Genomic DNA, 26,919 nt, shown 5'->3' with positions numbered 1-26,919 from the left:
GTCCGCACGGCTTCATGACACGGAAGGCGACCTCCCCGAGCACGATCCGTTTCCAGCTGCGGATGATCTCCCTGCGCCACCAGCGAGTTGAGCGCGTCCAACTAGGCACAGGCGCTGAGGAGCCGCGGCAGGAACCAGTCCGCCGCCGGACAGGAGCCCGGCCGACAGCTGTGCCATGCGGGGCTGCTGACGCTGCGTCACGACTCTGCTTCCGCTGTCGATCAGCATCCGACGACGGTCGCCGGCGAGTCCCCATGGCTCGACGGCGCCCTCATAGGACGCGAGTGCTCCCAGTGACGTGACCGGGTGGATGCATGCGGCACCGGGTACAGGTGAAAGCATGTCCTCATCCTGCCAGCCCCCACTGACAGTGACCGACGGCGCCGGTCAGTGCCCCCGGCTCTGGTACGGGCGGTTGTAAGGATCCTCGTACGGCGACTGCGCGGGAGCGGGCGCCGGTCGGGGAGACGCGGGACGCATCGCCTCGTAACCCGTACCGGGCCGCTGCGGTTGCTGTTGCGGCTGCTGGTAGCCGCGGGGCGCCGACGGCTGCTGCGGGATGTACGGCGCCGGCGCCTGCTGCAGCTGCGCGGGCTGCATCATCGGCGCCTGCTGCATCCCGGCGTTCTGGTACTGCGGCTGCCCAGCCTGCTGCGGATAGCCGTGGGACCCGCTGGGCTGCGACGGGGCCGCGGGCAGGGCCGGGAGCGCCGACGGCAGGGCCGGCAGGTAGCTGCTTCCGGTGTCGTAGGCGGCAGGGACCCGGATCGGTGCGATCTGAGGGGTCCCCCGCTCGGCGACCAGGGAGTCGTAGATCGGGGTGTCGGGGAACGACGGCGCGGCGTAGTAGCCGCCGCCGTAGGTGGAGCGGGGGGAGGTCATGACACATAAGTTAAGCCCACGATGTGCTGGTTGGGGAGCCCCAATCCTGGGGTTATCCCTTTTACGCTGGTTTTGTCGGCCTGACCTGCCAAAACATAGTTAAAGCCCTCGTTAACATCGAGGGCTTTTCCGTGGGAGAGCCCATGGCCGGTCCCCAACCGGCGACGGACGACAATGCCACGCCCGGAGCCGGCATGGTCGGCTCCCGGCGCCTCTCCCACGAACTGGTGCGGCGGAGCCTGGCGCGCGGGCGCGCGCCTTCGGCCGTGGTCGGCCGGTGTGTCATCCCTGGCGATCAGTTCTTCGCGGCGGAGGTGCAACGTCTCCCGGCGCCCGGGAGTTTCCGCTCCGTGAGGGTGGAGTCGCGGTCCAGGGGCGTGATGACGGACTCGGCGCCGCGCGCTCTGCGGCGTCGGGTGTCAGTTCCGCGAGGGCGTCGCGGGGCCGGTGGAGTCCGGGCCGGTGAAGTCGGGGCTGGTGTAGCCCAGGCGGCTGCGGGCGTCCGGATGCGGGTCGGGGGCGGATGGGCGGGGCGGTGACTGTTCTGCGGCGCTGAGAGCCGGAGTGGGCAGATGCTGGTGCAGGAAGGGCAGGAGGCCGCGTTCCAGCAGCGCTTGACGCCAGGCCTGGTGAGCTGCGGCGACGTGGTGCTCGGGGTCACCCGGGGTGAAACGGTGCCGCACGGCGGTGACGATCAGGGCGGCCGCGGAGGCGAGGGCCGCGAGTGCCGCCAGCGCTGCGGTGATCCAGCCGGTGCCCACGAGGGCAGCCGCGAGGTGTTGTTGAGTGCCGACGAGCCGGAGGCCGTAGCCAAGAAGGAGGAATATCGCTGAAGCGGTGGCGGACAGGAGCGGTGCGAGCACCGCCAGAGCGCTCAGCAGTCCGCGGCCCGTTGTAGCGTCCGCATCTCGCGGGTGGGCAGGGCGGCGGGCCGCGGAATCTTCGGCTTGGGCCCGCAGCCCGAGGTAGAAGGAGTACTCGGCTGCGGCCTCAGCCGCGATGGTCTCGGCTGCGATCAGGGCCCGGGTGCGAAGACGTTCGGCGTCGGTCTCCGCGTCCGGGTGCCGCAACGCGGCCCGGATCTTCGGGGTGTCCAGGGCGAGGCGTAATACCTGTTCGAAGTCTGTTCCGTTCTCCGCCTCAAGCCGGTCGGGCGCATGCATGAGAGGAATCCCCGTTCGTTTCTGCCGTGGAACTGAAGCGCATTGTCCGCTCCCTGGTGTGGGAGCCGGCCTGGTGCTGACATCTTGTACGTGCAGGGGCGCCCCGGCCGTCGGCCGGGACGCCGGCCGGCGGCCGGGGCAGGCGTGGAACGATGCCTCAGACTCCGACGCCGTAGTCGGAGGCGATTCCGGCCAGTCCGGAGGCGTAGCCCTGGCCGACTGCACGGAACTTCCATTCCTCGCCGTGCCGGTAGAGCTCGCCGAAGACCATGGCGGTCTCGGTGGCGGCATCCTCGGACAAGTCGTAGCGGGCGAGTTCGGCGCCGCCTGACTGATTGACCACGCGGATGAACGCGTTACGGACCTGGCCGAAGCTGTGGCCGCGGTTCGCGGCGTCGTGGATGGAGACCGGGAAGACGATTTTCGCCACATTCGCGGGGACGGTGGTCAGGTTGACCTTGAGAGACTCGTCATCGCCCTCGCCCTCTCCGGTGAGGTTGTCTCCGGTGTGCTCGACTGAACCGTCGGGGCTCCTCAGGTTGTTGTAGAAGATGAAGTGCTGGTCGGAGAGCACCTTGCCGTTGCCGTCCACCAGCAAGGCGCTGGCGTCGAGGTCGTAGTCGGTACCGGTGGTGCTGCGTGCGTCCCAGCCGAGTCCGACGAGGACGGCGGTCAGGCCCGGGGCCTCCTTGCTGAGCGAGACGTTGCCGCCCTTGGCCAGACTGACACCCATAGTGCTGTTCCCTTCGCGCGTATTCGCACCGCGCCCCGGATCGAGGGGCGGTTCCGTGATCACCAGCCCCTTGAATCTACAGCACTGTAGAAGTTGGGAGGAGGTCGCCGGGCAGGGTGTCCGGAATCGAGACAGCGCATCCGGGGCTGCGGCAGGAACCCGTACCCGGCGAAGCCCACCGGGCGCACATGACGTCCCGTCCGCGGCGCCGGCCGGGACGTCGACCGGCTACTGCGGGCGGCCGGCTTGTTCGCCTGTACGTCGTACAGTCCCGGCGAAGGCGGTGCGGATCAGGGTGTCCCGTCGGTGGTGTCCGGTTCGGGATTCCAGTCCAGGAGCCGCACCTTCGCGACGGTCCGGACATGGCGCCGCATCGCCGCGGCCGCAGCCTTGCCGCGCTGTTCCGCGATCGCGTCGAGGATCGCCCGGTGCTGGTTCAGAGAGCGGCCGGGCCGGCGTGGCTGGCGCAGGGATTCGTGCCTGCTCTCGGTGATCTGGTCGGCGATGGACCGCATGAATTCGGCGAGCAGAGCACTGTGGGCGGCCGCGGTAACGGCGGCGTGGAAGCGCCGGTCCCCTTCGATGCCGTGGCCGCCGTCGGCGATATCCGCCGCCATGTGGGCGAGCGACGCCCTCAGTGCCGTCAAGTCCGCCTCGGTACGCCGCTCTGCCGCGAGTTCGGCGAGTTTCGTCTCCAGTGCCTCGCGTGCCTCCAGCACGTCGGGCAGCCTGCGCCGGCGTTCGACGAGCCGCTCGACGGGTTCGGCATCCAGTCCGTCTCCGAGGAGGTAGGTACCGCCTCCGTGCCGCACCTCGACGAGTCCCTGCACTTCGAGGACGACAATGGCCTGCTTCACCGAAGCCCGGGAGACTCCTAGGCGCCGAGCGAGATCGCGCTCCGGTGGAAGCCTGTCGCCCGCTACCAGACCGCTCTCGGCGGCGTAGGAGCGCAGCCGGTCGAGCACTTGCTCGTACAGTCGTGTGCGCCCCATGGGCCGCAGTGCGTCGGACATCCCCCGCCCCTGTTCCGAAGGGCCCCGCCCTCTTGGCACCGGAAGCCTAGCAGCGCTCAGTGGTCCAGAGGCTGAACCAAATTCTGCGCAACCCCTTGACGGTTGTTTCCGCGCCCTCGACTCTGAGTGCCGTCAACAGGCCAAGTGGCTCATCCACTGGACCAATGAGGTTCGGCCCCAGGACGGGAGCCCGCAATGTCCGCGGAACTCATCTCTATCCTCGTACTTGTGGCGGTCTTCGCGATCGCCACCACCCGCTCGATCAACATGGGCGCGCTGGCGTTCGCTGCCGCCTTCGCGGTGGGCGGGCTGGCGGCTGACCTGGACGCGGACGGCATCTTCGCCGGGTTTCCCGGAGACCTTTTCGTCGTTCTGGTCGGCGTCACTTACTTGTTCGCGATAGCCCGGGCCAATGGCACCACCGACTGGCTGGTCCATGCCTCCATCCGCCTGGTCGGCGGGCGTATCGCTCTGATCCCCTGGGTGATGTTCGTGATCACCGGGGCGCTGACGGCGATCGGCGCGGTCAGTCCGGCCGCAGTGGCGATCGTCGCACCGATCGCTCTGAGCTTCGCCGTCCGTTACGGCATCAGCCCGCTCCTGATGGGCGCGATGGTGGTGCACGGAGCGCAGGGTGGAGGCTTCTCCCCGATCAGCATCTACGGCTCGATCGTGAACGGCATAGTGGAGCGCGAGAACCTGCCGGGCAACGAGATCGCGCTGTTCCTCGCCTCGCTGGTCGCCAACCTGATCATCGCCGGTGTGGTGTTCGTGCTGTTCGGCGGCCTGAAGCTGGCCCGGCATCGCACCGCGGAGGGCGACGACGACTCACCCAAGCCTCCTGCGGCGGAGGGGAGTGTCCGGCTCGACGCACCCCGCACGGCCACCCTCCTCTCGCTCCTCGCTCTGGTCGTCGCCGTACTCGTCTTCGATCTGGACGCGGGTCTGACCGCCATCACGCTCGCCGTGCTGATCAGTGCCGTGTGGCCGGATACCAGCCGCAAAGCGGTCGGCGCGATCGCCTGGCCCACCGTGCTGCTCATCTGCGGCGTACTGACCTATGTCGGCGTGCTCGAGGAGATGGGCACGATCACGTGGGCGGGGGAGGGAGTCGGAGGCATCGGAGTGCCACTGCTCGCGGCCCTGCTGTTGTGCTACATCGGCGCGATCGTTTCGGCGTTCGCCTCGTCGGTCGGCATCATGGGCGCGCTGATCCCGCTGGCCGTGCCGTTCCTCGCGCAAGGAGAGATCGGGGCCGTCGGAATGATCGCGGCGCTGGCGGTATCGGCGACCGTGGTGGACGTCAGCCCCTTCTCGACCAACGGCGCGCTCGTTCTCGCAGCGGCCCCGGACGTCGACCGAGAGCGATTCTTCAGGCAGCTGATGGTGTACGGCGGGGTCGTCGTCGCGGTGGTGCCCGCAGCGGCGTGGCTCGTCCTGGTGGTGCCAGGGTTCGGGTGAATCCCAGCAGACCCCTGTCACGGCTCCGATTTTCTGCCGGTCCACCGATTGGAGTACGACGCGTGAACGCCCCCGAAAAACTGTTCCCCGCACTGGCCGAGAGCAGTTCGCGGCCCGCCCTGCAATTCGGAGACCGGACCCTGTCGTACGCCGAACTCGCGGCGTCGGCCGGGTCGCTCGCCGCGACCCTGGGTTCGGCCCGTCGAGTCGCCGTGTGGGCGACGCCGAGTCTTGAGACCGCGGTCGGTGTGGTGGCGGCGCTCCTCGCCGGTGTGCCCGCGGTGCCGCTCAATCCACGGATCGGCGGGAGCGAACTGGCCCACATCGTGGCCGACAGCGCGCCGTCGCTGGTCCTGGCCGCAGCAGGCGACGTACTCCCGTCCGTGCTGGACGAACTACCTCGCAAGGACATCGACGTGGCTGCGGGACCAGCAGGCGCACCACCCGCTGAGCCCGGCCCCGGCCATCCCGCACTGATCGTCTACACCTCAGGTACCACCGGCCCGCCGAAGGGCGCGGTCCTGCCTCGACGAGCCCTGACCAGCACGCTGGATGCGCTTCAGGATGCCTGGGAATGGGACGCCGACGATGTGCTGGTGCACGCGCTGCCCCTGTTCCACGTGCACGGGCTGATCCTCGGCATCCTCGGGCCGCTGAGGCGCGGGGGATCGGTGCGCCACCTGGGGCGGTTCAGTACCGACGGGGTGGCACGGGAGCTGAGCGCAGGAGCCACGATGCTGTTCGGGGTGCCGACCATGTACCACCGCATCGCCGAGGCCCTCTCCACCGGGCCCGGTGACGCCGCGCTCGCCGAAGCGTTGTCCGGTGCGCGCCTGCTCGTGTCGGGATCGGCTGCGCTTCCGGCGCGCGACCACGAACGGATCGCGGCGGCGACCGGCCGGACCGTCATCGAGCGGTACGGGATGACGGAGACGCTGATGAACACCAGTGTGCGCGCGGACGGTGAGCCTCGGGCCGGGGCCGTCGGAGTGCCCCTGCGGGGCGTCGAGTTGCGGCTCGTCGACGAGGCGGGCATACCCGTCGGCACGGGGCCGGACATCGTGGGTGAGATCCAGGTGCGCGGCCCGAACCTCTTCACCGAGTACCTCAACCGGCCCGAAGCCACCGCCGAGGCGTTCACCGAGAACGGCTGGTTCCGCACCGGAGACATGGCAATCCTCGATCGGGACGGTTACGTCCGGATCGTCGGCCGAAAAGCGACCGATCTCATCAAGAGCGGCGGTTACAAGATCGGCGCGGGCGAGATCGAGAACGCGCTGATGGAGTACCCCGGTGTGAGGGACGCGGCCGTGACGGGAGAGCCGGACGCCGACCTCGGCGAGCGGATCGTGGCGTGGATCGTACCGGAAGACCCGCAACACCGCCCGGGGGTTGCTGAGTTGGCAGCCCATGTGGCTGCGCAGCTTGCCCCGCACAAGCGGCCGCGGGCGGTGCGCTACCTGTCCGAGCTCCCCCGCAACGACCTCGGCAAGATCATGAAACGGGCTCTTCGCGTGTGAGGCCTCGGGGCGGACGAGCGCAGGCGCAGGAGGCCCGGCGCGTATGACGGCACGCGAAGCCCCTCGCGGCCGTCGCCGACACCTTCACACGGCAGCCGCGAACCTCGAACGCCCCACCCGCCAGAAGGGTCCTACCGCCGACGAGCTGAGGATCCGACCACAGGACCTGGTCGAACTCGGCTTTCCGCGGGGGCTGATGTCGCGGCGCGCCTGATCTCGTCCTCCGGGGTGGGGTCCTCCTCACGGAAAGAGGTGTGCGCATCCGGCCTCGGGCCGGGGCGATCGCTCGCCGCACGGCTCGGAACGTCCATCGCTTCTCCTCACGGAATGGCAAGTCCATGATCACATCACTCCTCGCCAGAGGCCGCCGCAGCGCCCGGGTACCGCTGGCCAGACGTATCTCGACCGCCGTGGCCACCACTTCGATAGCGGCAGCTTTCGCTGTCTCGGTCCCGACGACGGACGCCGCGGGCGACACCGCATCCGGACAACGACCCGGCGCGCGGGCCTGGTTCACGTCGTGGGCCAGCCCGCAGCACGACCTCGCTCCCACTCCCTTGCGTGACCAGACCGTGCGCATGATCAGTCACCTCAGCCAGGGAGGCGACGCGCTGCGCATCCGGATCCAGAACACATTCGGTACGACCCCCCTCACCGTGGACGCCGCCACAGTGGGGCTCACCGACGGAGAGAGCGCTGCCGCGCAGGGGCGCCCCCGTCCCGTCACCTTCTCCGGTCGGAGCGACGCCGTCATCCCGGCCGGCGGAGAGCTCTGGAGTGACGCCACTGCCCTGGCGACCCGCGCCCAGGGGGACGTCGCGGTCTCTCTGTCCGTATCCGGCGTCGTCGTCCCGGGCCGGCACCAGACCGCCTTTCGTACCAACTACCTGACGGCGCCCGGCACCGGGGACCACACCCGCGACACGAGTGCCGCCGCCTACACGGAGACGACCGAGTCCACCTACCTGGTCACCGCCGTGGACGTACACAACCCGACCCTGAAGGGCAGCCTCGTCGCCTACGGCAGCTCCGTGGTCGACGGGGTCGGATCCACCAACTGCGGCCCCGGCTGCACACAACTCGGCACCAACCGCCGATGGGCCGACGACCTCGTCCGGCGCATCACCACGGAACTGCCCCCGACACGCCAGCTCGCAGTGGCCAACGCAGGTGTCAACGGCACCACCAGTGCCGCCGAATGCCCGAAGCTCGGTGAACCCCTCCGCGGGCTTGACGCGCGGGCACGCCTGCAGAGAGACGTGCTGGCCCTCCATGGAGTCACCGGAGTCCTCTATTACTACGGCACCAATGACCTGCCCGCCGGATGCGACGCCCAACAGGTGCTGGCGAGCTACCGCGACGTCTTCGGACGTCTGCGCGCGGCTGGTATCAAGGTGTACGTCACTCCGGTGACACCCCGCCCGAGCTATACCGATGAGCACAACAGAAGTCGCCACACCATCAACTCGTTCGTCTCGAAATGGAACAACTGCAGCGGCACCTGCGACGGCATCATGGACTTCGACCAGGTTCTCAAGGACCCGTTGAAGCCGAACGCCATCAACCCGCCCTACGACACCGGAGACGGTGTCCACGCGAACATCACCGGTCAGCAGGCTCTGGCCGACACCCTCTCGCTGCCGATGCTCGCGTCCTCCGCACGTCGGTGACGAGGCTCTGAAGCACGCCGGGAGAGGCTTAGACACCAACGGCCCGGAAACGCGCTCATCGCGCCCCGGTGCACGACGCCACGGGTCACTCCTGGCTGGCACTTCGTCCTTACCGTTCAGGAGGAGCGCCGACGCGTCCACGTCGTGGTCCGCGCCGGTGCTGGTACGTACCGCGCAGGGCGGCGCCCGCCGCCGGCACCAGCGGCGGAGTGATCAGCATGAACCGGATCAGAAGCCACGAGATCCCGTGCATCGACCGGTCGAAGGCACTCACCTACCGCCGCTCGGGACCGCGTGCGTGGGTCGAAGCCAGCCGCGTACGGGTTCCGGTCCCGACGACGACCGCGGTGGCATCGCGGTGACGTCTCAGGCGCCCTGTAGGCGGATGGTCACTCTTTGTGAAAAGTGCTGGTGGGTGGCTCTGCTTCGGGACATCATGCCGTCACGTGCCGGGAGTGTCAGGATGTTCTCATGGACGTTCGTAAGAGGAACCGAGTGAAGGTGACGGGCCGGGAGGGCGGCCCGGTCGTGATGCTCGGCCATGGTTTCGGATGCGATCAGAGCCTGTGGCGCCTCGTCGCGCCCGAACTGGAGAAAAGCTTCCGGGTGGTCCTCTTCGATTATGTGGGGGCGGGGGGTTCGGATCTGTCCGCCTGGAGCCCCGAGCGCTACTCCGGTCTGGACGGCTATGCGCAGGACGTGATCGAGATCTGCCAGGAACTCGGCCTCGGACCTGTGACCTTCGTCGGGCATTCGGTCAGTTCCATGATCGGGGTCCTTGCCGCGGTGCGGGAGCCCGGGCTGTTCGACAGGCTGATCCTCCTCACTCCGTCGCCGTCGTACATCGATGACGGCGACTACCGGGGCGGATTCAGTGCGCAGGACATCGACGAACTGCTCGAATCGCTGGACAGCAACTACCTGGGCTGGTCCGCGACAATGGCACCGGTGATCATGGGAAACCCGGAGCGTCCCGAACTGGGTGAAGAGCTGACCAACAGCTTCTGCCGAACGGATCCGGAGATTGCCCGGGCCTTCGCCAGAGCGACCTTCCTGTCCGACAACCGGGCGGATCTCGCCAAGGTGACCGTTCCGACGTTCATCGCCGAGAGCGCGCGCGACACGATCGCCCCGCGCGAGGTGGGCGCCTTCGTCCATGCCCGGATCGCCGGCAGCGAACTGGTCACTCTGGACTCGACGGGCCACTGCCCCCAGCTGAGCGCCCCCAAGGAGACGGCTGAGGCGATCATCGCCTTCATGCAGGGGGCGTGACGATGTACCCGGGCGGCGACGAGACCAACGCGTTGTGGGCGGCGGGGGACCGTGACCAGGAACAGCTCCCGTTCCTCGCCCTGCTGGAGGACAGCGCGGAGGACCTGTACGAGAACGCGCCCTGCGGCTATCTCTCCACACTGATGGACGGGCGGATCGCCAAGGTCAACGGAACCCTGTTGAAATGGCTCGGCCGCCGCCGCGAGGAACTGATCGGCCACAAGCAGTTCTCCGATCTGCTGACCATCGGCGGCAGGCTGTATCACGAGACACACTTCTCACCGCTGCTGCGGATGCAGGGCGAGGTCAGCGGCATCGCCCTGGAACTCAAAGCCGCGGACGGCAGCCGGCTGCCCGTCCTGGTCACCTCAACCGTCAAGCAGGACAGCGACGGTGAACCATTGCTGATCCGCACCACCCTCCTGGACGCCCGGGACCGACGTACCTACGAGCGTGAACTGCTGAGAGCCCGACGGGAGGTCGAGCACGACCGCGAACGCCTGCAGCGCCTCGCCACGACCCTGCAGCGCACCTTGATTCCACCGGCTCTCCAACCGGTTCCGGGCCTGGACGTCGCCGCGCACTACCACTTCGCATCCTCCGACGAGGTGGGCGGGGACTTCTACGATCTGTTCCCGCTGGCCGCGGGACGCTGGGGGTTCTTCATGGGGGACGTGCGCGGCAAGGGCGCGGGCGCGGCCGTGGTGACGTCCCTGGCGCGCTACACCCTGCGGGCCGCAGCGGTTTCCGATCCGGTACCGGTCACGGTCCTGGCCAACCTCAACACCGCGCTCAGCCAAGAGCCCCAGGATGACGAACCGCGCTTCTGCACCGTGATCTTCGGTGTGCTCACACCCGAGGAGGACGACGTGGGATTCCATGTCGTCCTCGCCGGCGGCGGACACCCCCCGGCCGTGCTGCTGCGGGCCGACGGCAGCGCCGACTATGTGCCCACGCCGGGCGGTCAGCTGGTCGGGGTCGTACCGGACGCCGAGTTCACCACAGCCACCGTGGACCTGGGCCCTGGGGACACTCTGCTGCTCTACACCGACGGTCTGACCGAGGCACGTGCCTCCCCGCGTGCAGGCGAACGGTATGGCAATGAAGGGCTCCTGGACTTCGCGCGGGCCCTCGCACCCACCGCGGCTCCCGGCGTCGTCAAGGCCCTCACCGTGCTCCTGGACTCGTTCGGCGGGGGACTTGACGATGACACCGCGCTCCTGGCGATGGGCGTGCCCCCGGTTGAGCCTCCGGCCGAGGTGAGGGGACCGGAGCCGGATCGGACAGAGCATCGCCCCGCGCGCTGACTGCGCCGGGACCGAGTTGCAACGTGGCTCAGAGTGTCTCCGTAGGTCGTGGCAGCCTTTCCTCTGATCCAGGACAGGGGACTGGACTGCGTCTCCGAAGGGCGTGCCGTTCAGGCCGTGTGGCATTGCTCGAGGCCTCGCCCGCCCCGTCCTGCCCCGGGCGTGAGCGGCGCGCGGTCAGATCGGCCCCGGGCAAACGGATCTTGTGCCGGATTCGGCCCGCCACCAGCCGACGCACGGTCCGGCGCGGTGCGCCACGAGGAGAAGCGGACGGCCGGCGGTGCCGTCACGGACAGCCTCACCGACCGTGCAGCGCGAGGCCCGCCGTCTCGTCCCCCAGGGGACCATCGACAGCGCCTACGGGTGGGGCATGGGTGGCCCCCCGGGCGCAAGTGACCCCGCGGCGGACGGACCGTCGCCGCTCGGGCCCCCCCGGCTCAGGGCTCCGGTGCGGCCTCGGGGCGGGCGTAGGTACGCCCCTTCCACGCAGCCCCCAGCCCCCGGTAGTGCTGTACCGCGGACCCCACCGTCATCAGAAGATAGAGGACCGCGGTGAAAGGCAGCAGCGGCGCCAGCCACAGCGACTGGCGGTAGTACCCGAGCATGGGCATGTACGTCCCCGCCATCAGTGCCCAGGCCGCCCCGCCCGCCGCCGCGGCCACCGGATCACCCGTCAGCAGTCCAGCGCCCAGCGTGACGGGCGGCGCGACATAGACCAGGCCCAGACCGAGCACCGTGCCGGCCAGCAGCGACGGGCTGTACCGCAGTTGTGCGTACGCGCTCCGCGCGACCATGCGCCACAGGTCCGCCAGCCGGGGACAGGGCCGCACGCTGTCCACCCGGTCGGCGAGCCCCAGCCAGATGCGGCCGCCGCTGCGCCGCACCGCACGCGCCAGCGACACATCGTCGATCACCGCCTGACGGATGGACTCCGGGATCCGCGCCCGATCGGCGGCTCCGGCGCGCAGCAGCACACAGCCGCCCGCCGCCGCGGCTGTCCGCGACCCCGTCCCGTTCACCCACCGGAACGGGTAGAGCTGCCCGAAGAAGTAGACGAAGGCCGGCACGATCAGCCGCTCCCAGCTGCTCACCACCCGCAGCCTGGCCATTTGTGAGACCAGGTCGAACCGGTCCGTCCCGTCGGTCCCGGCCGCAGCCACGAGTTCACGCAGGCTGTCCGGCTCGTGCGCGATGTCGGCGTCCGTCAGGAGCAGGAACTCGGGCTTCCGCTGCCGGGCCAGCGCCATCCCGTGCCGCAAGGCCCACAGCTTGCCCGTCCACCCCGGCTCCGGTTCACCGGGCGTCACCACCGTCAGGGGCATCCCACCGCACCGCTCGGACAGCTCACGGGCGAGCGCGCCCGTGCCGTCGCCGCTGCAGTCGTCGACCAGAAAGATCTCCGCGTCACCCGGATAGTCCTGGGCGAGCAGCGACGGCAGGCTCACCGGCAGGACCTCGGCCTCGTTCCTCGCGGGGACGACCACCGCCACCGAGGGCCAGCGCGCCGGATCCCTGCGTACGGGCAGCCGCTGGTCGGTCCGCCAGAAGAAGCCCTGGCCGAGCAGCAGCCATACCCACACGATCAGTGAACCCACGGCGATCCAGGCAACGGCGCTCATCCGTCGAAGTGTGCCCCACTCCGGCGGGCCCGCAAGGGCTGTCGACTATGGTGACCGGGTGAAGATCGCACTCATGGACTCGGGAATCGGCCTGCTCGCGGCAGCGGCCGCCGTACGCAGGCTACGGCCCGACGCCGATCTGGTGCTGTCGTCCGATCCCGGCTCGATGCCCTGGGGGCCCCGCACGCCTGAGGACGTGACCCGGCGTGCGCTCGCCGTGGCACGCGCGGCAGCGGCCCGTCTGCCGGATGCCCTGATCGTCGCCTGCAACACCGCATCCGTTCATGCCCTGCCCACCCTGCGGGCCGAACTGGAGCCCGGGCTGCCGGTCATCGGCACGGTGCCCGCGATCAAGCCGGCCGCCGCGGGCGGTGGGCCCCTTGCCATCTGGGCCACGCCGGCGACCACCGGCAGCCCTTACCAGCGCGGGCTGATCCACGACTTCGCCCGTTCCGTGGACGTCATGGAAGTGCCCTGCCCGGGGCTCGCCGACGCCGTGGAGCATGCCGACGAGGAGGCGATCGAACGCGCAGTGGCCGCCGCGACCGCCCTGACTCCGGCCGATGTGACGGACGTCGTCCTGGGCTGCACCCACTACGAACTGGTCGCCGAACGCATCCGCGCCGCGGTGGAAGCCGGCCGGCCCGGCCGTGCGCCGCTCGTGCTGCACGGCTCCGCCGAAGCGGTGGCTGCCCAGGCTCTGCGCCGTATCGGGGAGGCACCCGCTCCGTCGGCCGAACCGGTCGGCACCCTCACCGTGCTCCTCGGCGGAGAAGCCGCCGACCTGACCGAACCCGCTCTGGCCTACGCCGAGGGCCTGCTGCTCAAGGCCGTCAGCCCCGCGGTCTGACCGCCTGCGGCGCCTCGCCGGGGCCGCACACCCCTCCCCACCGCGCGAAACGTGGGTACGCTGCTTGGCATGACGGACCACCCCGGCAATACGCGGCACGGTTCGAGCCAGGCCCCGAGCACGGTCTGGACGGGACGGGCCACCAATCGCTTCCAGTGGCTGCTCGCGGCCGCGGGGGCAGGATGCTTGGCACTCGGTATCGAACTCGCCGTCGACTCGGCCTGGGGTGGCGGGTACGCCCCGCTGCTCATGTCCGTCATCGGCTGTGTCGCCGCCGGACTCCTGATCCTCTTCGGGACCCTCGCCTTCGTGCACGTGGCCGTCAAGGTCGACGGTGACGCCCTCGAGGTGAGGTGCGGTCACGCCGGGCTGCCCAGGCGCCGGATCCTGCTCACCCATGTGGTGGGCGCGGACTTCGCCCCCAAGGTCACCCCGCGTCACTGGGGCGGCTGGGGCTACCGCTGGCGCCCTGACCAGGGCACGGCCGTGGTCGTGCGCCGTGGGGAGGGGCTGGTGCTCCGGCTGGGGGACGGCAGGAGCTTCACCGTGACGGTGGACGACGCGGAGGCCGCCGTACGGTTCATCCGCGACCGCCTGCACCTCGCGTCCACCGGGAAGACCCCGGGATCCTGAGCCCGGCCGGGGCCCCGCTGCCCCGGGGTGGCCGGAGCGGCTGCCGCCCTCACAGCCGCCCACCGTAGACTCCGCCAGGTGAGCGCCACCATCACCACCGTCGAACCGTCGCCCGCCCCCGTGTCCCGCAGCAGGAAGCTGTGGCCGCGGCTCGTCCGGCCTGCCGCAGCCGTGCTGTCCGGTGCGCTGCTCTACGCGAGCTTCCCGCCCCGGCCCCTGTGGTGGCTGGTGCTGCCCGGCTTCGCCCTGCTGGGCTGGGTCCTGACCGCACGCAGGCTGCGCGCGGCGCTGGGCCTCGGCCTCCTCGCGGGCCTCGGCTTCATGCTGCCGCTGCTGCACTGGACGGGCGAGGAGGTCGGCCCGGTCCCGTGGCTGGCCCTCGCTTTCGCCGAAGCGCTGTTCATCGCCGTCGGCTGTGCCGGTATCGCCGCAGTCTCCCGGCTTCCGTACTGGCCGGTCTGGGCTGCGGCCGTGTGGACCCTGGACGAGGCGCTCCGTGCGCGGGTCCCGTTCGGCGGCTTCCCCTGGGGCAAGATCGCCTTCGGCCAGGCAGACAGCGCGTTCCTGCCGCTCGCCGCTCTGGGCGGCACCCCGCTGCTCTCGTTCGCCGTCGTGCTGTGCGGCTTCGGACTCCTGGAAGCCGTCCGGCAGGTCCGCCGCTACCGCACCAACGGCACCGTGCCCCGCTCCGCAGTCGTCGCGGCGGCCGTCACCGTCACAGTCCCGGTCGCCGCCGCGCTGGCGGCCCTCCCGCTCGTGGACGACTCGCCCGAGGACGGCACTGCCACGGTCGCCGCGATCCAGGGCAACGTGCCGCGCCTGGGCCTCGACTTCAACTCCCAGCGCCGGGCCGTCCTGGACAACCACGCGGAGCGCACGGAACAGCTCGCCCGGGACGTCGAGGCGGGGAAGGTGCCCCAGCCCGACTTCGTCCTGTGGCCGGAGAACTCCTCCGACCTCGACCCGTACCGCAACGACGACGCCCGCGACGCCATCGACCGGGCCGTGCGCGCCATCGGCGCACCCACCGTCATCGGCGCGGTCCTCACCCCCGACACCGGCTCCCTCCGAAACACCCTGATCGAGTGGGACCCGGAGAGCGGCCCCGTGGACACCTACGACAAGCGGCACATCCAGCCGTTCGGCGAGTACATGCCGATGCGCTCCGTCGCACGGATCTTCAGCGAGGACGTCGACCGGGTGCAGCGGGACTTCGGCCCCGGAAACAAGGTGGGCGTGTTCGACCTGGCGGGTACGAAGGTCGGGCTCGTGACCTGTTACGAGGCCGCGTTCGACGACGCCGTACGCGACACCGTCAAGGAGGGCGGACAGCTGATCGCCGTACCGAGCAACAACGCCACCTTCGGGCGCAGCGAGATGACCTACCAGCAGCTGGCGATGAGCCGGGTGCGGGCTGTCGAGCACGGGCGGTCCGTCGTCGTGCCCGTCACCAGCGGCGTCAGCGCGGTCATCCGGCCGGACGGCACGATCGTGGAGAAGACGAAGATGTTCACCCCGGACGCCCTGGTCGACGAGGTACCCCTGCGGTCCTCGCTCACGCCCGCCACCCGGCTGGGAACCCTCCCGGAGGGCGTCCTGGCGCTGCTCGCCGTGGCCGGTCTCGGCTGGGCGACGGCCAGGCCGGTGCGGGCGAGGAAGGGACGAAGGGACCTGGCGGCCGGGCCGGAGAACGTCCCGGCCGCCACGTGATTTCGCTCGCATAGGCTCGTCGCATGAGTACTCCAGACTTCATCCGCGACATCCGTGCCACCGCCGGGCACCAGCTGCTCCTGCTGCCGGGAGTCACCGCGGTCGTCTTCGACGACAAGGGCCGGGTGCTGCTCGGCCGGCGGTCGGACACCGGCAAGTGGTCGGTCATCGGCGGCATCGGCGAGCCCGGCGAAGAGCCCGCGGTGACGGCGGAGCGCGAGGTGTACGAGGAGACGGCGGTGCACTGCGTCGCGGAGCGGGTCGTGCTCATCCAGGCGCTGAAGCCGGTGCAGTACGCCAACGGCGACCGGTGCCAGTACGTCGACATCACCTTCTGCTGCCGGGCCACCGGCGGCGAGGCGCGGGTGAACGACGACGAGTCGCTGGACGTCGCCTGGTTCGACGTCGACGCGCTGCCCGCGCTGAGCGAATACTCACTGTTCCGGATCAAGCAGTCCCTCACGGACGGCCCCACCTGGTTCGCGCGCGACGAGGCATGACGGGCCCGGCCCCCTCCCCGGCGGCCGTAGGCCGGAGACCGGCCCTCCCCGTCATGTGCTGAGCGCTGTGCCGCGGCCCAGCAGCCGAAACCCTCAGATCGTTGCCGCGTCGATCACGAACCGGTACCGCACATCGCTGTTCAGTATGCGCTCGTACGCCTCGTTGATCTCAGCCGCGCCGATCAGTTCGATCTCCGCGCCGAATCCGTGCTCGGCGCAGAAGTCCAGCATGTCCTGGGTCTCCTGGATGCCGCCGATACCGGATCCGGAGAGGGACTTGCGGCCGCCGATCAGGGAGAAGAGGTTGACGGCGATGGGCTCCTCCGGTGCGCCGACGTTCACCAGCGCGCCGTCCGTCTTGAGCAGGGAGAGGTAGGCGCCGAAGTCCAGCGGCGCGGACACCGTGGACAGGATGATGTCGAACGTTCCGGCCAGTTCCTCGAAGGTCTTCGGGTCACTGGTGGCGTAGTAGTGGTCGGCGCCGAGCTTCAGCCCGTCGTCCTGCTTGCGCAGGGACTGAGAGAGAACGGTCACCTCCGCGCCGAGAGCGTGCGCGATCTTGACGCCCATGTGCCCGAGGCCGCCCATGCCGAGGACGGCGACCTTCTTGCCGGGACCGGCGTTCCAGTGCTTCAGCGGGGAGTACGTGGTGATACCCGCGCAGAGCAGCGGCGCGGCCTCGTCCAGCGACAGGCCGTCGGGGATACGGAGGGTGTAGTTCTCGTCCACGACGATGTGCGAGGAGTAGCCGCCGTAGGTGGGGTCGCCGTTCTTGTCGAGGGCGTTGTACGTGCCGATGTTGCCCTTGGCGCAGTACTGCTCGAGGCCGGCCCTGCAGTTGTCGCACTCGCGGCAGGAGTCGACCATACAGCCGACGCCGACGCGGTCGCCCGCGGCGAACCTGGTGACGCCGGAGCCGACCTCGGTGACGATGCCGGCGATCTCGTGGCCGGGCACCATCGGGAATATGCCCTCGCCCCAGCCGTCACGGGCCTGGTGGATGTCGGAGTGGCAGATGCCGGCGAACTTGATGTCGATCAGGACGTCGAACTCGCCGACCGCGCGACGCTCAATGGTGGTGCGCTCCAGCGGAGCGTTGGCGGAAGGTGCGGCGTACGCAGCGACAGTGGTCATGCGGGAGTTCTCCTAAGGAGTGGTCTGCGCCCGGCAGCTTTCGGTCCGGGCACGCCGTCCAGCGTGCCCCACCTGCGGGACTTCACCCAGCCCACGGTTATGCCTACGTCCAGTGGTCCTACTACCGGCGGGGTCAGGATGGTGTGCGTATGACCGTGGATACTGGACCTCATGGACGAGCAGCCTGTACGCGAGCGGACGTCCGTCGGTGGCCCCGGTCCCCATGGCGGCAGAGGGCATGCCCTGGACCGGCGCGCCGAGCTCAGCGAGTTCCTCCGCAGCCGGCGTGCGCGGCTGAAGCCGGAGGACGTGGGTCTGCCCGACTTCGGGCGGCACCGTCGCGTCCCGGGGCTGCGCCGGGAGGAGCTGGCCCAGCTGGCCGGAGTGTCCGTGGCGTATTACACACGTCTTGAACAGGGCAATGGACAGAACGTGTCCGGGGAAGTGCTGGGAGCGATCGCGTCCGCGCTGAGGCTGACGGACGCCGAGCAGGCACATCTCACGCACCTGGCGAAGCCCAAGCAGCACAGGAAGAAGCCGTCGACGCGGCAGCAGCGTGTGCGGGGGGCCCTCTGCCAGCTTCTCGACACCATGGACGGCGTGCCCGCGTACGTCTCCGGGCGGCGTTCGGAGATCCTGGCCTGGAACCGGATGGCTGCGGCGGTCTTCGGTGACTGGTCACAGTTGCCGCCGCACGAGCGGAACTGGGCGCGGCTGGTGTTCCTGAAGCCGGAGTATCGCGAGCTGTTCGTGGAGTGGGACCAGAAGGCGTCGGACATCGTCAGCTATCTGCGGATGGACGCGGGCTGCCACCCCGACGACCCTCGTCTTTCCGCGCTCGTCGGTGAGCTGTCCGTGAAGAGTGAGGAGTTCCGGCGGCTGTGGGCCAGGCACGATGTCAAGGAGAAGAGCCACGGCATCAAGCGGCTGCATCATCCCTTGGTGGGTGAGCTGTCGCTCTCTTTCGAGACGTTCGCTCTGCCCGACGACGCCGAGCAGTCGGTGGTCGCTTATCACGCCGAACCGGGTTCGGCGTCGGCGGAGGCGTTGCGCCTGCTCGCCAGCTGGGGCACGGACGCGACACGGGCCGGTACGTCCGTTTCCGGGAGTCCCTAGCCCGAACCGTGCGTTGCCGGACGCAGGCCCCCGGGAAGTCCCGGGAGGCCTTCGTTCTGCGGGGCCAGCGGCCGCCCTGCTCCTCGATGGCGGCGGGGCGTGACTGGGCCGACGCGCTGCTGTGCCTCAACGACCAGCTCGCCCTGGCGCCTTGCGCGCTCCGCACGAATACGGCGTCCGTGTGCCGGAGGACGTGGCGGTCATCGGTTTCGACGATGTGGAGGGTGGCCGGTTCGGTGTGCCGCCTCTGAGCACCGTGGCGCCCGACAAGGCGGCGGTGGCCAGGGTCGCCGTGCGACTCCTGCACCACCGCGTCGCGGAAGCCGCGCAGACCCGCAGGCTCCCGGTCCCGGGGCCGCCGGTGTCCGGTCACCCAGGGACCGCGTGGTGGCACACCGCCTCGTTCTGCGCGAGAGCACGGAGGGCCCTGGGGTCCGGTGACCGGGGGGCGGGAGGAGAGCGGGGCGCTGCCGGGCTTCACCGGAGGAGTGTCCGATGTACGCCCACGTGTGGGCGCGGTCGTGAACCCGCCTGCTCGACGAAGGTGCCGCTTCCCGGTGACCGTAGGCTGAGCCCTGGTCAACACATCGGTGAGCGGACCTCCGCGGCCATTTCCGGTGCGGGGCAGACGGCCCACGTCACCGGACCCGGACGGTCCCCGTCCCCGTCGACCAGCCGTATGCGAGTCACCAGCAAGGAAGCTCATGCAGGGAGTTCTCACCGGGTTCGCGGTGATCGCCGTCGTCATAGGCGTCGGCTACGTCCTCGGACGCCGAGGACACCTGGGCGACGACGGCCGGACGGTCCTGACCAGGCTAGCCTTCAACGTGGCAACCCCCGCGCTGCTCTTCACCACCCTGTCGGGCGCGGACCTGTCGGTCATCTTCTCCCAGCGGCTCATCGTCGCCGCGGCCGGAACGGCCATCGCAGCCGCTCTCTTCGTCACCGTAGGACTCCTGCGAGGCTGGGACGCCGGACACCTCACCATCGGTGCCCTGTGCTCCAGCTATGTCAACGCCGGCAATCTCGGTATCCCGATCGCCGTCTACGTACTGGGAGACGCCTCACTCGTCGCGCCCGTCCTGCTCTTTCAGCAGGTCGTCGTGACCCCGCTGGCCCTGACCATCCTCGACCTGAGCCGGCCCGGCGAGCGCCGCTCCCTCTGGCAACGCCTCACCACACCGCTTCGCAACCCGATGGCTGTCGGCTCACTGGCCGGTGTCACCGTGGCCGCCGCCGGATGGACCATCCCACAGCCCGCCCTCGAACCTCTCACTCTCATAGGTAACATGTCCGTCCCTGCGGTCCTGCTGGCCTTCGGAATCTCGCTGCGGGGCAGCGGCATACCCGCGCGCGGGGACAACCGCCCCGCCATCGTCCTGTCCGCCGTCCTCAAGACGACCGCCCAGCCTCTCATCGCCTGGGGCATCGGCGCGGGCGTCTTCCATCTGCACGGCGCGGCTCTTCTCGACGTCGTCGTGACCTCGGCCTTGCCGGCTGCCCAGAATCTCTACACGTACGCCTCGAAGTACCGTGTCGCCGAACAACTCGCCCGGGAATCGATACTGCTGTCCACCATCGTCTCGATACCGGTCCTGGTCACCATCGCCGCTCTTCTGGGATAGTCGGCGTGTTGCGATGCCCCGTGGGTGACGCAGACCAGTCAGTCATGGCTCAGGGACGGCCAGGTCGAGTTCGGCGTGGGCGCTCTGGACCGGCCCGAGGAGCCGGTGGCCCCCGGCGCCCGGACGCCCTGCTCTGCGTCACGCGACCGCCGGTGGACCGGCCGGAGTTCGACCGGGCGGTGTGGATCGATGTCCTGACCCAGCCGTCCACTCCTGGGTCCCATGTGTTCCGCCAGGACCTGGAGCGGTTCCTTCTCGCCACCTTCGACGGAGAGTACGCGCTCACCCGGGTCGAGTGGTCCAAGAGCCGGGCGTACACCGACACGGGGCCTGGGCGGACCAGGAGGTCATCGGTACCACCGTGATCCGCCCCGGCACGCCTCACATCCTGCGGTGCAGCAGGAACCCGAGCAGCACCTCGATCTCGCGTGCCGCACGTGGGGCGAGGGGCACGCTCCGCAAGCAGGCGCGGGCCGCATCGAGGTGGTGGCGGGCTTCGTCCAGGGTGGCGGTGCGGCCGCCGCACGCTTCTACGAGTGCGGCCGCGCGCACCGTACCGGCGTCGTCCAGGGGAAGCGGAGAGGTGAGGAGAGCGGCCAGCTCCCTGGCGGGGCGACCGGCACCGGCGAGGGCGGCCAGCACGGGGTAGGTTTTCTTCTGCTGCCGCAGATCGCTGTGCACGGGTTTGCCCGTCACCGCCGGGTCGCCCCAGATGCCGAGCAGGTCGTCGACGGCTTGGAAAGCCACTCCCAGGTGACGCCCGGCCCGGTCCAGCGCGGCGACGGTGTGGGCGGGCGCCCCGCCCAGGAGGCCGCCGAGCGCTGCGGCGCAGCCCAGCAGGGTGCCGGTCTTGAGTTCCGCCATGGCACGGTACTCATCGGTCCGGACGGCCTCGTGTCCCGTCCAGGGCCGGGAGGCGAAGAGCAGGTCCTCCGCCTGTCCCCGTACGAGGCCGCTCAGCGTCTCGGACAGGCGGCCCACGGCCGCAGCGGTGTGCGGCCCCGGGGTCTCGGCGAGGGTCTGGACAGCGAGAGCGAAGAGCGCGTCGCCCGCGAGTACGGCGGGCCCGGTACCGTACGCCTTCCACACGGTCTCCCGCTGCCGCCGCGTTCCGTCCCCGTCCATGATGTCGTCGTGCAGCAGCGAGAAGGTGTGGATCAGCTCCACGGCCACCGCGCCGGCTACGGCGCTTTCCCCCGGGGCCCCCGCGGCCTCGGCGCACAGTACGGCGAGGGCCTGGCGCACCCCTTTGCCCTCGAAGGACCCGTCGGCGGGCGCACCGCCGACCTCGCACCAGCCGAGTGAGAACGCGGCCATCTCGCCCGGCCAGGGATGGAGCCGGCCTATCGCGGCGGACAAGGAGGGGCGCACCAGGTCGCGGCAGCGGGCGAGTATGCGGGGAGCGGCGACCGCGGTGTCCGGGGGCGCGACCTTCCCGGAAGGTGCCGCGGTGCGCACGGCGCCGGCGGAGACGGTCGTGGGGGTGATCATCGTGTCGCCGCCTCCTCGACGCGGTGGCCCGTGTCGGGCAGCGGGCCCACCCCCAGCTCGACAGTCGCCTTGTCGACCATGTCCCGGGCGTGCTTGAGGCCGATGCGGTCCAGGGTCCGCCGGAGTTCGGCCAGTTCCACGACCGTTTCCGCCGGATTGCGCCCGAGCCGGGCCAGCGCCTTGGCGAGCCCCAGCCGGGACAGCGCTGTCCCCCGTGGCTCGTTCATCTCCTGGAACTCCGCGAGTGCCTGCGCGTAGGTGTCACGGGCCTGCGTGTACTGCCCGGCCCGGTAGTGCACATTGCCCCGCATCTTGTGGTTGTACGCCAGCGCGCTGGACAACTTCATCTCGCGGCAGGCGGATTCGGCCTCGGTGAGCAACGCCAGCGCGCGCTCCACATCACCGTCGCGTACGGACACCACGTCGGCGATGCCGCGCAGCGCCCAGGCCCGGCCACGCCAGTCGTCGGCCCGGCCGGCGGTCTCGGCCGCTTCCTCGAAGAGGGCGAGCGCACTGTCGTACGAGCCGGTGTTCCGGTGCATCTGGGCTATGCCTTCCAGGGCCCACACCGTGTGCCGGGCCTCGCCACGCCTGCGGGCCTCGGCGAGCAGCTGTTCGTGCAGTTCACCGACGGCCTGGTAGTCGCCCTGGATGCGGCCGGTCTCCGCGAGGCCGGCGAGCGAGTAGCCGCGTACCACCACGTCACCCCCTTGTTCACCCATGTCGGCCGCGAGCCCGAGCAGCCGGTACGCCAGCGCCAGCGAGCCCCGCTGGCGGGCGAGCGTGCCACCGCTCCACAGGGCCCAGGCCATCGCCCCGACGTCCTCCGCCGAACGCGCCGCACGGAAACTCGACTTCCAGGCGGCATCGGCATCCGTCACCCGCCCCAGCCGCCGGTACGCCTCCGCCACAGCGAGTCCGCAGCGTGCCATCTCCCCTTGCCGGCCGGCTCGTTCAGCCGCCCGTAGTTCCTCGATGCCCTTCGCCAGCACCTCGGTGAGGGAGGAGTTCACCGACAGCGAGCCGAGCGCCCCCTGATACTCGGGAGCGAACGCCTTGTCCTTCGGCCGGTCCTGCTGAGTCACCCGTGCCACCTGCTCACTGTGTCGCCTGTCTTCGGAACCGCTGTCCACGGCGGTGGTCGGCCGCCGTCCCTGACCAAGACGGTATGAGCGAAAAGGGGTTCCACGAATCCCCCTCAGTGTTGGTCGTGGGTCGTACCTGAGTGCCACGGGAGGAAGCCGGACCAGTCAGCGGGATGGACACCGCTCGGTCAGGGTGTCAGGAAACGCGGGGCTGGGGGAGTTGTGGCATCCGATGCGACAACCGGGAGCGGGATGGGTAAGGTACCGACGGACAAGTGAAGGTAGCCTTACCTAAGTTCGAGGAGTATCGGTGACCAACCCCTTCGACGACGAGAACGGCACCTATCTGGTGCTCGTCAACGACGAGGGACAGCATTCGCTGTGGCCCGCCTTCGCGGAAGTGCCCGGCGGCTGGACCGTGGCCCATCAGGAGGACACCCGCCAGGCCTGCCTCGACTACGTCGAGCGGAACTGGACCGACCTGCGGCCCAAAAGTCTGATGCGGAGCATGGCTGCCGAATCCACGTGAGCCGGCCCACGGAACGCGCGAGGCGTTCGTCCGGAAAGCGGACGAACGCCTTCAGCAGTGGAACCACCGGCGCTCTCCGGTCAGGATTCCTCGGCCGTCGCCTGCTTCGGCAGCGGACCCGCGACCGCCGGTGTCAGCTCGTCGCGCCGTGACCGGTGGGACATCCAGGCGGCGACCAGAGCGCCCGAGATGTTGTGCCACACGGAGAACACCGCGGCCGGCAGCGCGGCCAGCGGACTGAAGTGGGCAGTCGCCAGCGAGGCGGCGAGCCCGGAGTTCTGCATGCCGACCTCGAAGGCCATGGCGCGGCTGGCGGGCCGGCCGAGCCCTGAGATCTTGCCCGCGCCGTAGCCGAGCGCGAGCCCGAGGCCGTTGTGCAGCACGACGGCGATCAGCACGGTCAGGGCGGCCGACTTGATCGCGTCGGCGCTGCCCGCCACGACGGCGCAGACGATGGCGGCGACGGCCAGCGAGGACAGCCAGGGCATGAGGCCCAGCACCCGGTCGACCAGTCTGCCCGCGACCAGTCGCACCACCAGGCCGCCGAGGACGGGAAGCAGGACCGTCTTGAGGATGTCCGTGATCATCGAACCGGCGTCCACCGGCAGGTACGCCCCCGCCAGCAGCAGCGTGAGCGGAGGCGTGACCAGAGGGGCGGCCAGGGTGGAGACGGTGGCGACGGAGACCGACAGCGCCACGTCACCGCGGGCCAGGAAGGTCACCACGTTCGAGGCCGTGCCGCTCGGCGCGCAGCCGACCAGGATGAGTCCGGCCGCCAGCTGTGGCGGCAGTCCGAGCAGATGGGCGATCGCCCAGCCGAGCCCCGGCATGATCACGTAGTGCGCGACCAGGCCGATCGCCACGGCCCACGGGCGCTTCGCCACGCCCCTGAAGTCGAGCGGAGTCATCGTCAGCCCCATGCAGAACATGACGATGCCCAGCAGATACGGGACCGACTCCGTCCAGCCGCCGAACGTGCCGGGGGTGACGAGACCGGCTACGCCCGCCACAAGCACGAGGACGGGGAACACCGTGACGGCGCGCCTCGCCGCCTTGTCGTCGGACACCGGTTGATCAGGGGCTATCTGTTCGGTTTGCACAGGCGCGATGGAACGCCGCAGGCATGGGCCTCCGCAAGCGCGTCTCACTATACGGAAGAAATGTCCAGGATGCGTCCGCCCTGAGGCCCCCGGGGGGTGATGGTCGGAGGGGTAGCTCGCGCCCCTGCCGACGCCTGCGTAACCACGCGCCCCTGCCGACGCCTGCTTAACCAGCGGTCGTGGCGGGCAACTTCTCGTTGTCAGGTGGTACACGGTCCGGGACGATGCGCTGCGTGGCCGTCCCGATGGACCCGTGCGGGCCTCCTGCTCCTTTGGCTGTACGGCGTAACGGCGCTCCCGCTCGGCGTGCTTCCCGGCTCGCTGGTACCTGGTGCAGTTGCCGAAGTACCGCACCGGTCCCTCCACGGTCGGCGGCAGCCCGGGGATGCGGACGGGCGCGCTTGCGGGGAGCGTGGGGGAGTGCCGCAGCTGCTGAGAACCCAGTGGATCCCCGTAGGCCTCATCGCGCTGGCCGTGGTGGTCGACCTGGTCACCCCGCACGATGTGACGTCCGCGCCGCTTCTCGTGGCGGTGCCCGTCGCCGCCGCGCCGCTCCTCGGTGTCCGCGGCATCATCGGCGTAGGCCTCACCGCGATGGCCGTCCACGCGGTTCTCGTATGGCCCGACGGCACCTTCGGCTGGCGCGCGGGTGTGGCCGACCAGATCACCCTGGCGGCCGTCACCGCACTCGCCGTCCTGATCCATCGCACGCTGCGCGGACAGGACGCCCGCGCCCGGCGCGCGCAGCACGTCGCGGCAGTCGCCCAGCGGGCCGTGCTGCCCAGGCCGCCGACGTGCCTGGGGGATCTGCGCATCGACGCGCGGTACGTGCCCGCCGAGAGCGAGGCCATGATCGGTGGAGACCTGTACGTGGTCCAGAGCACCCCGTACGGAATCCGGGTCATGGTCGGAGACGTGCGGGGGAAGGGGCTCGGGGCGGTCAGCGCCGTCAGCGCCGACCTCGGCGCCTTCCGGTACGCGGCGGACGAGGCCGAGGACCTTCCGCAGCTGGTGACCCGGCTCGAGCGAGCCCTTTTGCGTGAGGGTGACCGACGCGGCGGCGAGCAGCAGCAGGAGGGCTTCACGACGGCTCTCATCGCGGAGTTCTCCACGGACCTGGAGACCGTACGCCTGGTCAACCGAGGCCACCCGCCCCCGTTGCTGCTCGACGCGCACGGCCACGCCACGCTCCTGGAGGCGTCCGAGGAGGCGCCCCCGCTGGGGATGAGCGACCTCGGCGTGTGGTCCGCACCGGTCGACAGCTTCCCGTTCCCGGCCGGCTCCACCCTGCTCTGCTACACCGACGGTGTCACCGAGTCCCGTGACGCGAGCGGACGCTTCTACGATCCCGTCGCTCGTCTGCCGCTCGTGCTCGGCAGGCGGGCGCGCTCCGGTACTCGCCTCGCGCCGGGGCAGATCCTGGACGTGCTGATCCAGGACGTCCGGCGCCACGCCGGTGGCCGGCCCCAGGACGATCAGGCCATGCTGGCCCTGTACCGGGTGCCCGCCGGGCACGAACCCGCTCCGGCCGTCTCCCCGAGTTGACCACGGGGCGAGAGGGGATGACTCCCGGCCGGGCGAACAGGCGGAGCTCAGCGTTGGCGATCAGCAGGATCAGGACGACGACAGCGGCGGCGCCCAGCGGGAGGTGCTGGAGATCTCTACCCGTCATCGGCTCACGTGAGGCGCCGGGGGGAATCGGCGGCGCGCGGCGCGTCCGGCGGCCCGGGCCTCAGTAGTCGCGGGGACTGCTGACGCCCGAAGAGACGGACGCACCCGCGGAGGAGTGCGACGGGCCGTGGGGGCGAGCGCTGAGGACCGGTCCACAGCGGCGGCAGGGTGAGGCGCGTCTCACCCTGCCGCCGCTGCTTGCTATGCAACCAGTTGCATAGAACTATCGGGGTATGGCGCTCGAACACGCGATCCTCGTCTCCCTGCTGGAACAGCCGGGCTCGGGCTATGAGCTCGCCCGGAGGTTCGAGCGGTCCATCGGGTACTTCTGGACCGCGACGCACCAGCAGATCTACCGCGTCCTCAAGCGCATGGAGAGCGACGGCCTGCTCGCGGTCCGCGACGTCCCACAAGAGCGCCGGCCGGACAAGAAGGAGTACTCCGTCGCAGGCCCCGGCCGTGCCGCCCTCTCCGGCTGGCTGCACGAACCGATCGAACCCGAGAGCCTCCGCCACGATCTCGCCGTGAAGATCCGAGGTGCGGCCTTCGACGACCCTGCCGCGCTGCTCGACGAGATCGAGCGGCACCACAGGGTCCACAGCGACAGGCTCGCGCACTACCTCGCCGGGGAACTCCGCGACTTCACCGGCCCCGGCGCCCCCGCCCCGCTCGACGCGGGTCAGGAACTGCAGCACGTCGTGCTGCGCGGCGGCATCGAGTACGAGCGCATGACGGTCGCCTGGCTCGACGACGTACTCGCCACCCTCCACCGGCTCGGCGCGACCGACCCGCGTATCTGAACCGCCCCGCATCCTCCGCCCCCAACCCCGGAAGG

General features: G+C 70.1%; 25 protein-coding genes and 1 pseudogene. 16 read left to right on the top strand and 10 right to left on the bottom strand.

Translation table 11 applies throughout. The features are described 5' to 3' along the window. Positions 1-12: 12 nt before the first annotated feature. The 5 genes from ACWD04_RS07025 to ACWD04_RS07005 all read right to left on the bottom strand — a co-directional run bounded on the left by ACWD04_RS07025 (position 13) and on the right by ACWD04_RS07005 (position 3,791). Complete coding sequence (locus ACWD04_RS07025) at positions 13-342, bottom strand: MOSC N-terminal beta barrel domain-containing protein (protein ID WP_451128945.1); 330 nt, start codon at positions 340-342, stop codon at positions 13-15. Between the two features lie 45 nt (positions 343-387). Then, positions 388-882 (bottom strand): DUF6643 family protein, encoded by a 495-nt coding sequence (locus ACWD04_RS07020; RefSeq protein ID WP_451128943.1) that lies wholly within the window; start codon positions 880-882, stop codon positions 388-390. Between the two features lie 419 nt (positions 883-1,301). Further along, positions 1,302-2,045 (bottom strand): hypothetical protein, encoded by a 744-nt coding sequence (locus ACWD04_RS07015; RefSeq protein ID WP_451128941.1) that lies wholly within the window; start codon positions 2,043-2,045, stop codon positions 1,302-1,304. A gap of 157 nt (positions 2,046-2,202) precedes the next feature. Further along, positions 2,203-2,778, bottom strand: coding sequence for a TerD family protein (locus tag ACWD04_RS07010; RefSeq protein ID WP_451128939.1), 576 nt, complete (start codon positions 2,776-2,778; stop codon positions 2,203-2,205). A gap of 290 nt (positions 2,779-3,068) precedes the next feature. Beyond that, positions 3,069-3,791: a FadR/GntR family transcriptional regulator gene (locus ACWD04_RS07005; protein ID WP_451128937.1), complete on the bottom strand. Its 723-nt coding sequence runs from the start codon at positions 3,789-3,791 to the stop codon at positions 3,069-3,071. A 195-nt stretch (positions 3,792-3,986) separates the two neighbouring features. On the opposite strand from ACWD04_RS07005, the gene ACWD04_RS07000 reads away from it, so the two are divergent. The 5 genes from ACWD04_RS07000 (at position 3,987) to ACWD04_RS06980 (ending at position 11,021) form a co-directional block, all read left to right on the top strand. Further along, positions 3,987-5,252: an SLC13 family permease gene (locus ACWD04_RS07000; RefSeq protein WP_451128935.1), complete on the top strand. Its 1,266-nt coding sequence runs from the start codon at positions 3,987-3,989 to the stop codon at positions 5,250-5,252. A 62-nt stretch (positions 5,253-5,314) separates the two neighbouring features. After that, positions 5,315-6,772 (top strand): acyl-CoA synthetase, encoded by a 1,458-nt coding sequence (locus tag ACWD04_RS06995; RefSeq protein WP_451128933.1) that lies wholly within the window; start codon positions 5,315-5,317, stop codon positions 6,770-6,772. Between the two features lie 338 nt (positions 6,773-7,110). After that, positions 7,111-8,442, top strand: a complete 1,332-nt coding sequence (locus ACWD04_RS06990) for an SGNH/GDSL hydrolase family protein (RefSeq protein WP_451128931.1) — start codon at positions 7,111-7,113, stop codon at positions 8,440-8,442. Between the two features lie 471 nt (positions 8,443-8,913). Beyond that, entirely contained in the window at positions 8,914-9,714 is an 801-nt protein-coding gene (locus tag ACWD04_RS06985) for an alpha/beta fold hydrolase (protein ID WP_451128929.1), read from the top strand. Between the two features lie 2 nt (positions 9,715-9,716). Beyond that, positions 9,717-11,021, top strand: a complete 1,305-nt coding sequence (locus ACWD04_RS06980; RefSeq protein WP_451129234.1) for a PP2C family protein-serine/threonine phosphatase — start codon at positions 9,717-9,719, stop codon at positions 11,019-11,021. Between the two features lie 437 nt (positions 11,022-11,458). Here ACWD04_RS06980 and ACWD04_RS06975 read toward each other — a convergent pair whose 3' ends face one another. Next, entirely contained in the window at positions 11,459-12,640 is a 1,182-nt protein-coding gene (locus ACWD04_RS06975; protein WP_451128927.1) for a glycosyltransferase, read from the bottom strand. A gap of 58 nt (positions 12,641-12,698) precedes the next feature. On the opposite strand from ACWD04_RS06975, the gene ACWD04_RS06970 reads away from it, so the two are divergent. The 4 genes from ACWD04_RS06970 (at position 12,699) to ACWD04_RS06955 (ending at position 16,333) form a co-directional block, all read left to right on the top strand. After that, positions 12,699-13,490, top strand: a complete 792-nt coding sequence (locus ACWD04_RS06970) for a glutamate racemase (RefSeq protein ID WP_451128925.1) — start codon at positions 12,699-12,701, stop codon at positions 13,488-13,490. A 69-nt stretch (positions 13,491-13,559) separates the two neighbouring features. After that, positions 13,560-14,123, top strand: coding sequence for a hypothetical protein (locus ACWD04_RS06965; protein WP_451128923.1), 564 nt, complete (start codon positions 13,560-13,562; stop codon positions 14,121-14,123). Positions 14,124-14,201: 78 nt separating this feature from the next. Next, positions 14,202-15,833, top strand: coding sequence for an apolipoprotein N-acyltransferase (gene lnt / locus ACWD04_RS06960; RefSeq protein ID WP_451128921.1), 1,632 nt, complete (start codon positions 14,202-14,204; stop codon positions 15,831-15,833). A gap of 23 nt (positions 15,834-15,856) precedes the next feature. After that, entirely contained in the window at positions 15,857-16,333 is a 477-nt protein-coding gene (locus ACWD04_RS06955) for an NUDIX hydrolase (RefSeq protein WP_451128919.1), read from the top strand. 93 nt (positions 16,334-16,426) lie between these two features. Here ACWD04_RS06955 and ACWD04_RS06950 read toward each other — a convergent pair whose 3' ends face one another. Continuing rightward, positions 16,427-17,467, bottom strand: coding sequence for an NAD(P)-dependent alcohol dehydrogenase (locus tag ACWD04_RS06950; protein ID WP_451128917.1), 1,041 nt, complete (start codon positions 17,465-17,467; stop codon positions 16,427-16,429). A gap of 171 nt (positions 17,468-17,638) precedes the next feature. On the opposite strand from ACWD04_RS06950, the gene ACWD04_RS06945 reads away from it, so the two are divergent. From ACWD04_RS06945 to ACWD04_RS06930, 4 genes and pseudogenes are all read left to right on the top strand, one after another. After that, positions 17,639-18,583 carry a helix-turn-helix transcriptional regulator gene (locus ACWD04_RS06945; RefSeq protein WP_451128915.1) on the top strand — a complete coding sequence of 315 codons (945 nt, stop codon included), beginning with the start codon at positions 17,639-17,641 and terminating at the stop codon, positions 18,581-18,583. 110 nt (positions 18,584-18,693) lie between these two features. Beyond that, positions 18,694-19,024, top strand: a pseudogene (locus ACWD04_RS06940) (substrate-binding domain-containing protein); the annotation flags it as partial. A gap of 263 nt (positions 19,025-19,287) precedes the next feature. Continuing rightward, positions 19,288-20,208 (top strand): AEC family transporter, encoded by a 921-nt coding sequence (locus ACWD04_RS06935; protein WP_451128913.1) that lies wholly within the window; start codon positions 19,288-19,290, stop codon positions 20,206-20,208. Between the two features lie 44 nt (positions 20,209-20,252). Continuing rightward, positions 20,253-20,573, top strand: a complete 321-nt coding sequence (locus ACWD04_RS06930) for a cholesterol oxidase substrate-binding domain-containing protein (RefSeq protein WP_451128911.1) — start codon at positions 20,253-20,255, stop codon at positions 20,571-20,573. A 16-nt stretch (positions 20,574-20,589) separates the two neighbouring features. On the opposite strand, the gene ACWD04_RS06925 is transcribed toward ACWD04_RS06930, so the two are convergent. Beyond that, positions 20,590-21,699 (bottom strand): polyprenyl synthetase family protein, encoded by a 1,110-nt coding sequence (locus tag ACWD04_RS06925; RefSeq protein WP_451128909.1) that lies wholly within the window; start codon positions 21,697-21,699, stop codon positions 20,590-20,592. Then, the gene (locus ACWD04_RS06920; protein ID WP_451128907.1) at positions 21,696-22,793 is read right to left on the bottom strand and encodes a tetratricopeptide repeat protein; all 1,098 of its coding nucleotides are present in this window, start codon (positions 22,791-22,793) and stop codon (positions 21,696-21,698) included. The genes ACWD04_RS06925 and ACWD04_RS06920 overlap by 4 nt, the downstream gene beginning before the upstream one ends. A gap of 301 nt (positions 22,794-23,094) precedes the next feature. On the opposite strand from ACWD04_RS06920, the gene ACWD04_RS06915 reads away from it, so the two are divergent. Next, positions 23,095-23,313, top strand: a complete 219-nt coding sequence (locus ACWD04_RS06915) for an MbtH family protein (RefSeq protein WP_451128905.1) — start codon at positions 23,095-23,097, stop codon at positions 23,311-23,313. Between the two features lie 80 nt (positions 23,314-23,393). Here the strand turns inward: ACWD04_RS06915 and ACWD04_RS06910 are convergent, their stop codons facing one another. Further along, a complete protein-coding gene (locus tag ACWD04_RS06910) occupies positions 23,394-24,413 on the bottom strand; it encodes a bile acid:sodium symporter family protein (RefSeq protein WP_451128903.1) in 1,020 nt (339 codons plus the stop codon). Between the two features lie 420 nt (positions 24,414-24,833). Between ACWD04_RS06910 and ACWD04_RS06905 the strand changes: the two genes are divergently transcribed. Continuing rightward, positions 24,834-25,958, top strand: a complete 1,125-nt coding sequence (locus ACWD04_RS06905) for a PP2C family protein-serine/threonine phosphatase (RefSeq protein ID WP_451128901.1) — start codon at positions 24,834-24,836, stop codon at positions 25,956-25,958. Positions 25,959-26,317: 359 nt separating this feature from the next. Then, positions 26,318-26,884: a PadR family transcriptional regulator gene (locus ACWD04_RS06900; RefSeq protein WP_451128899.1), complete on the top strand. Its 567-nt coding sequence runs from the start codon at positions 26,318-26,320 to the stop codon at positions 26,882-26,884. Positions 26,885-26,919: the final 35 nt, after the last annotated feature.

Source organism: Streptomyces sp. NPDC002911, from assembly GCF_053591835.1.
This window is presented reverse-complemented; position numbering and strand designations above follow the sequence as displayed.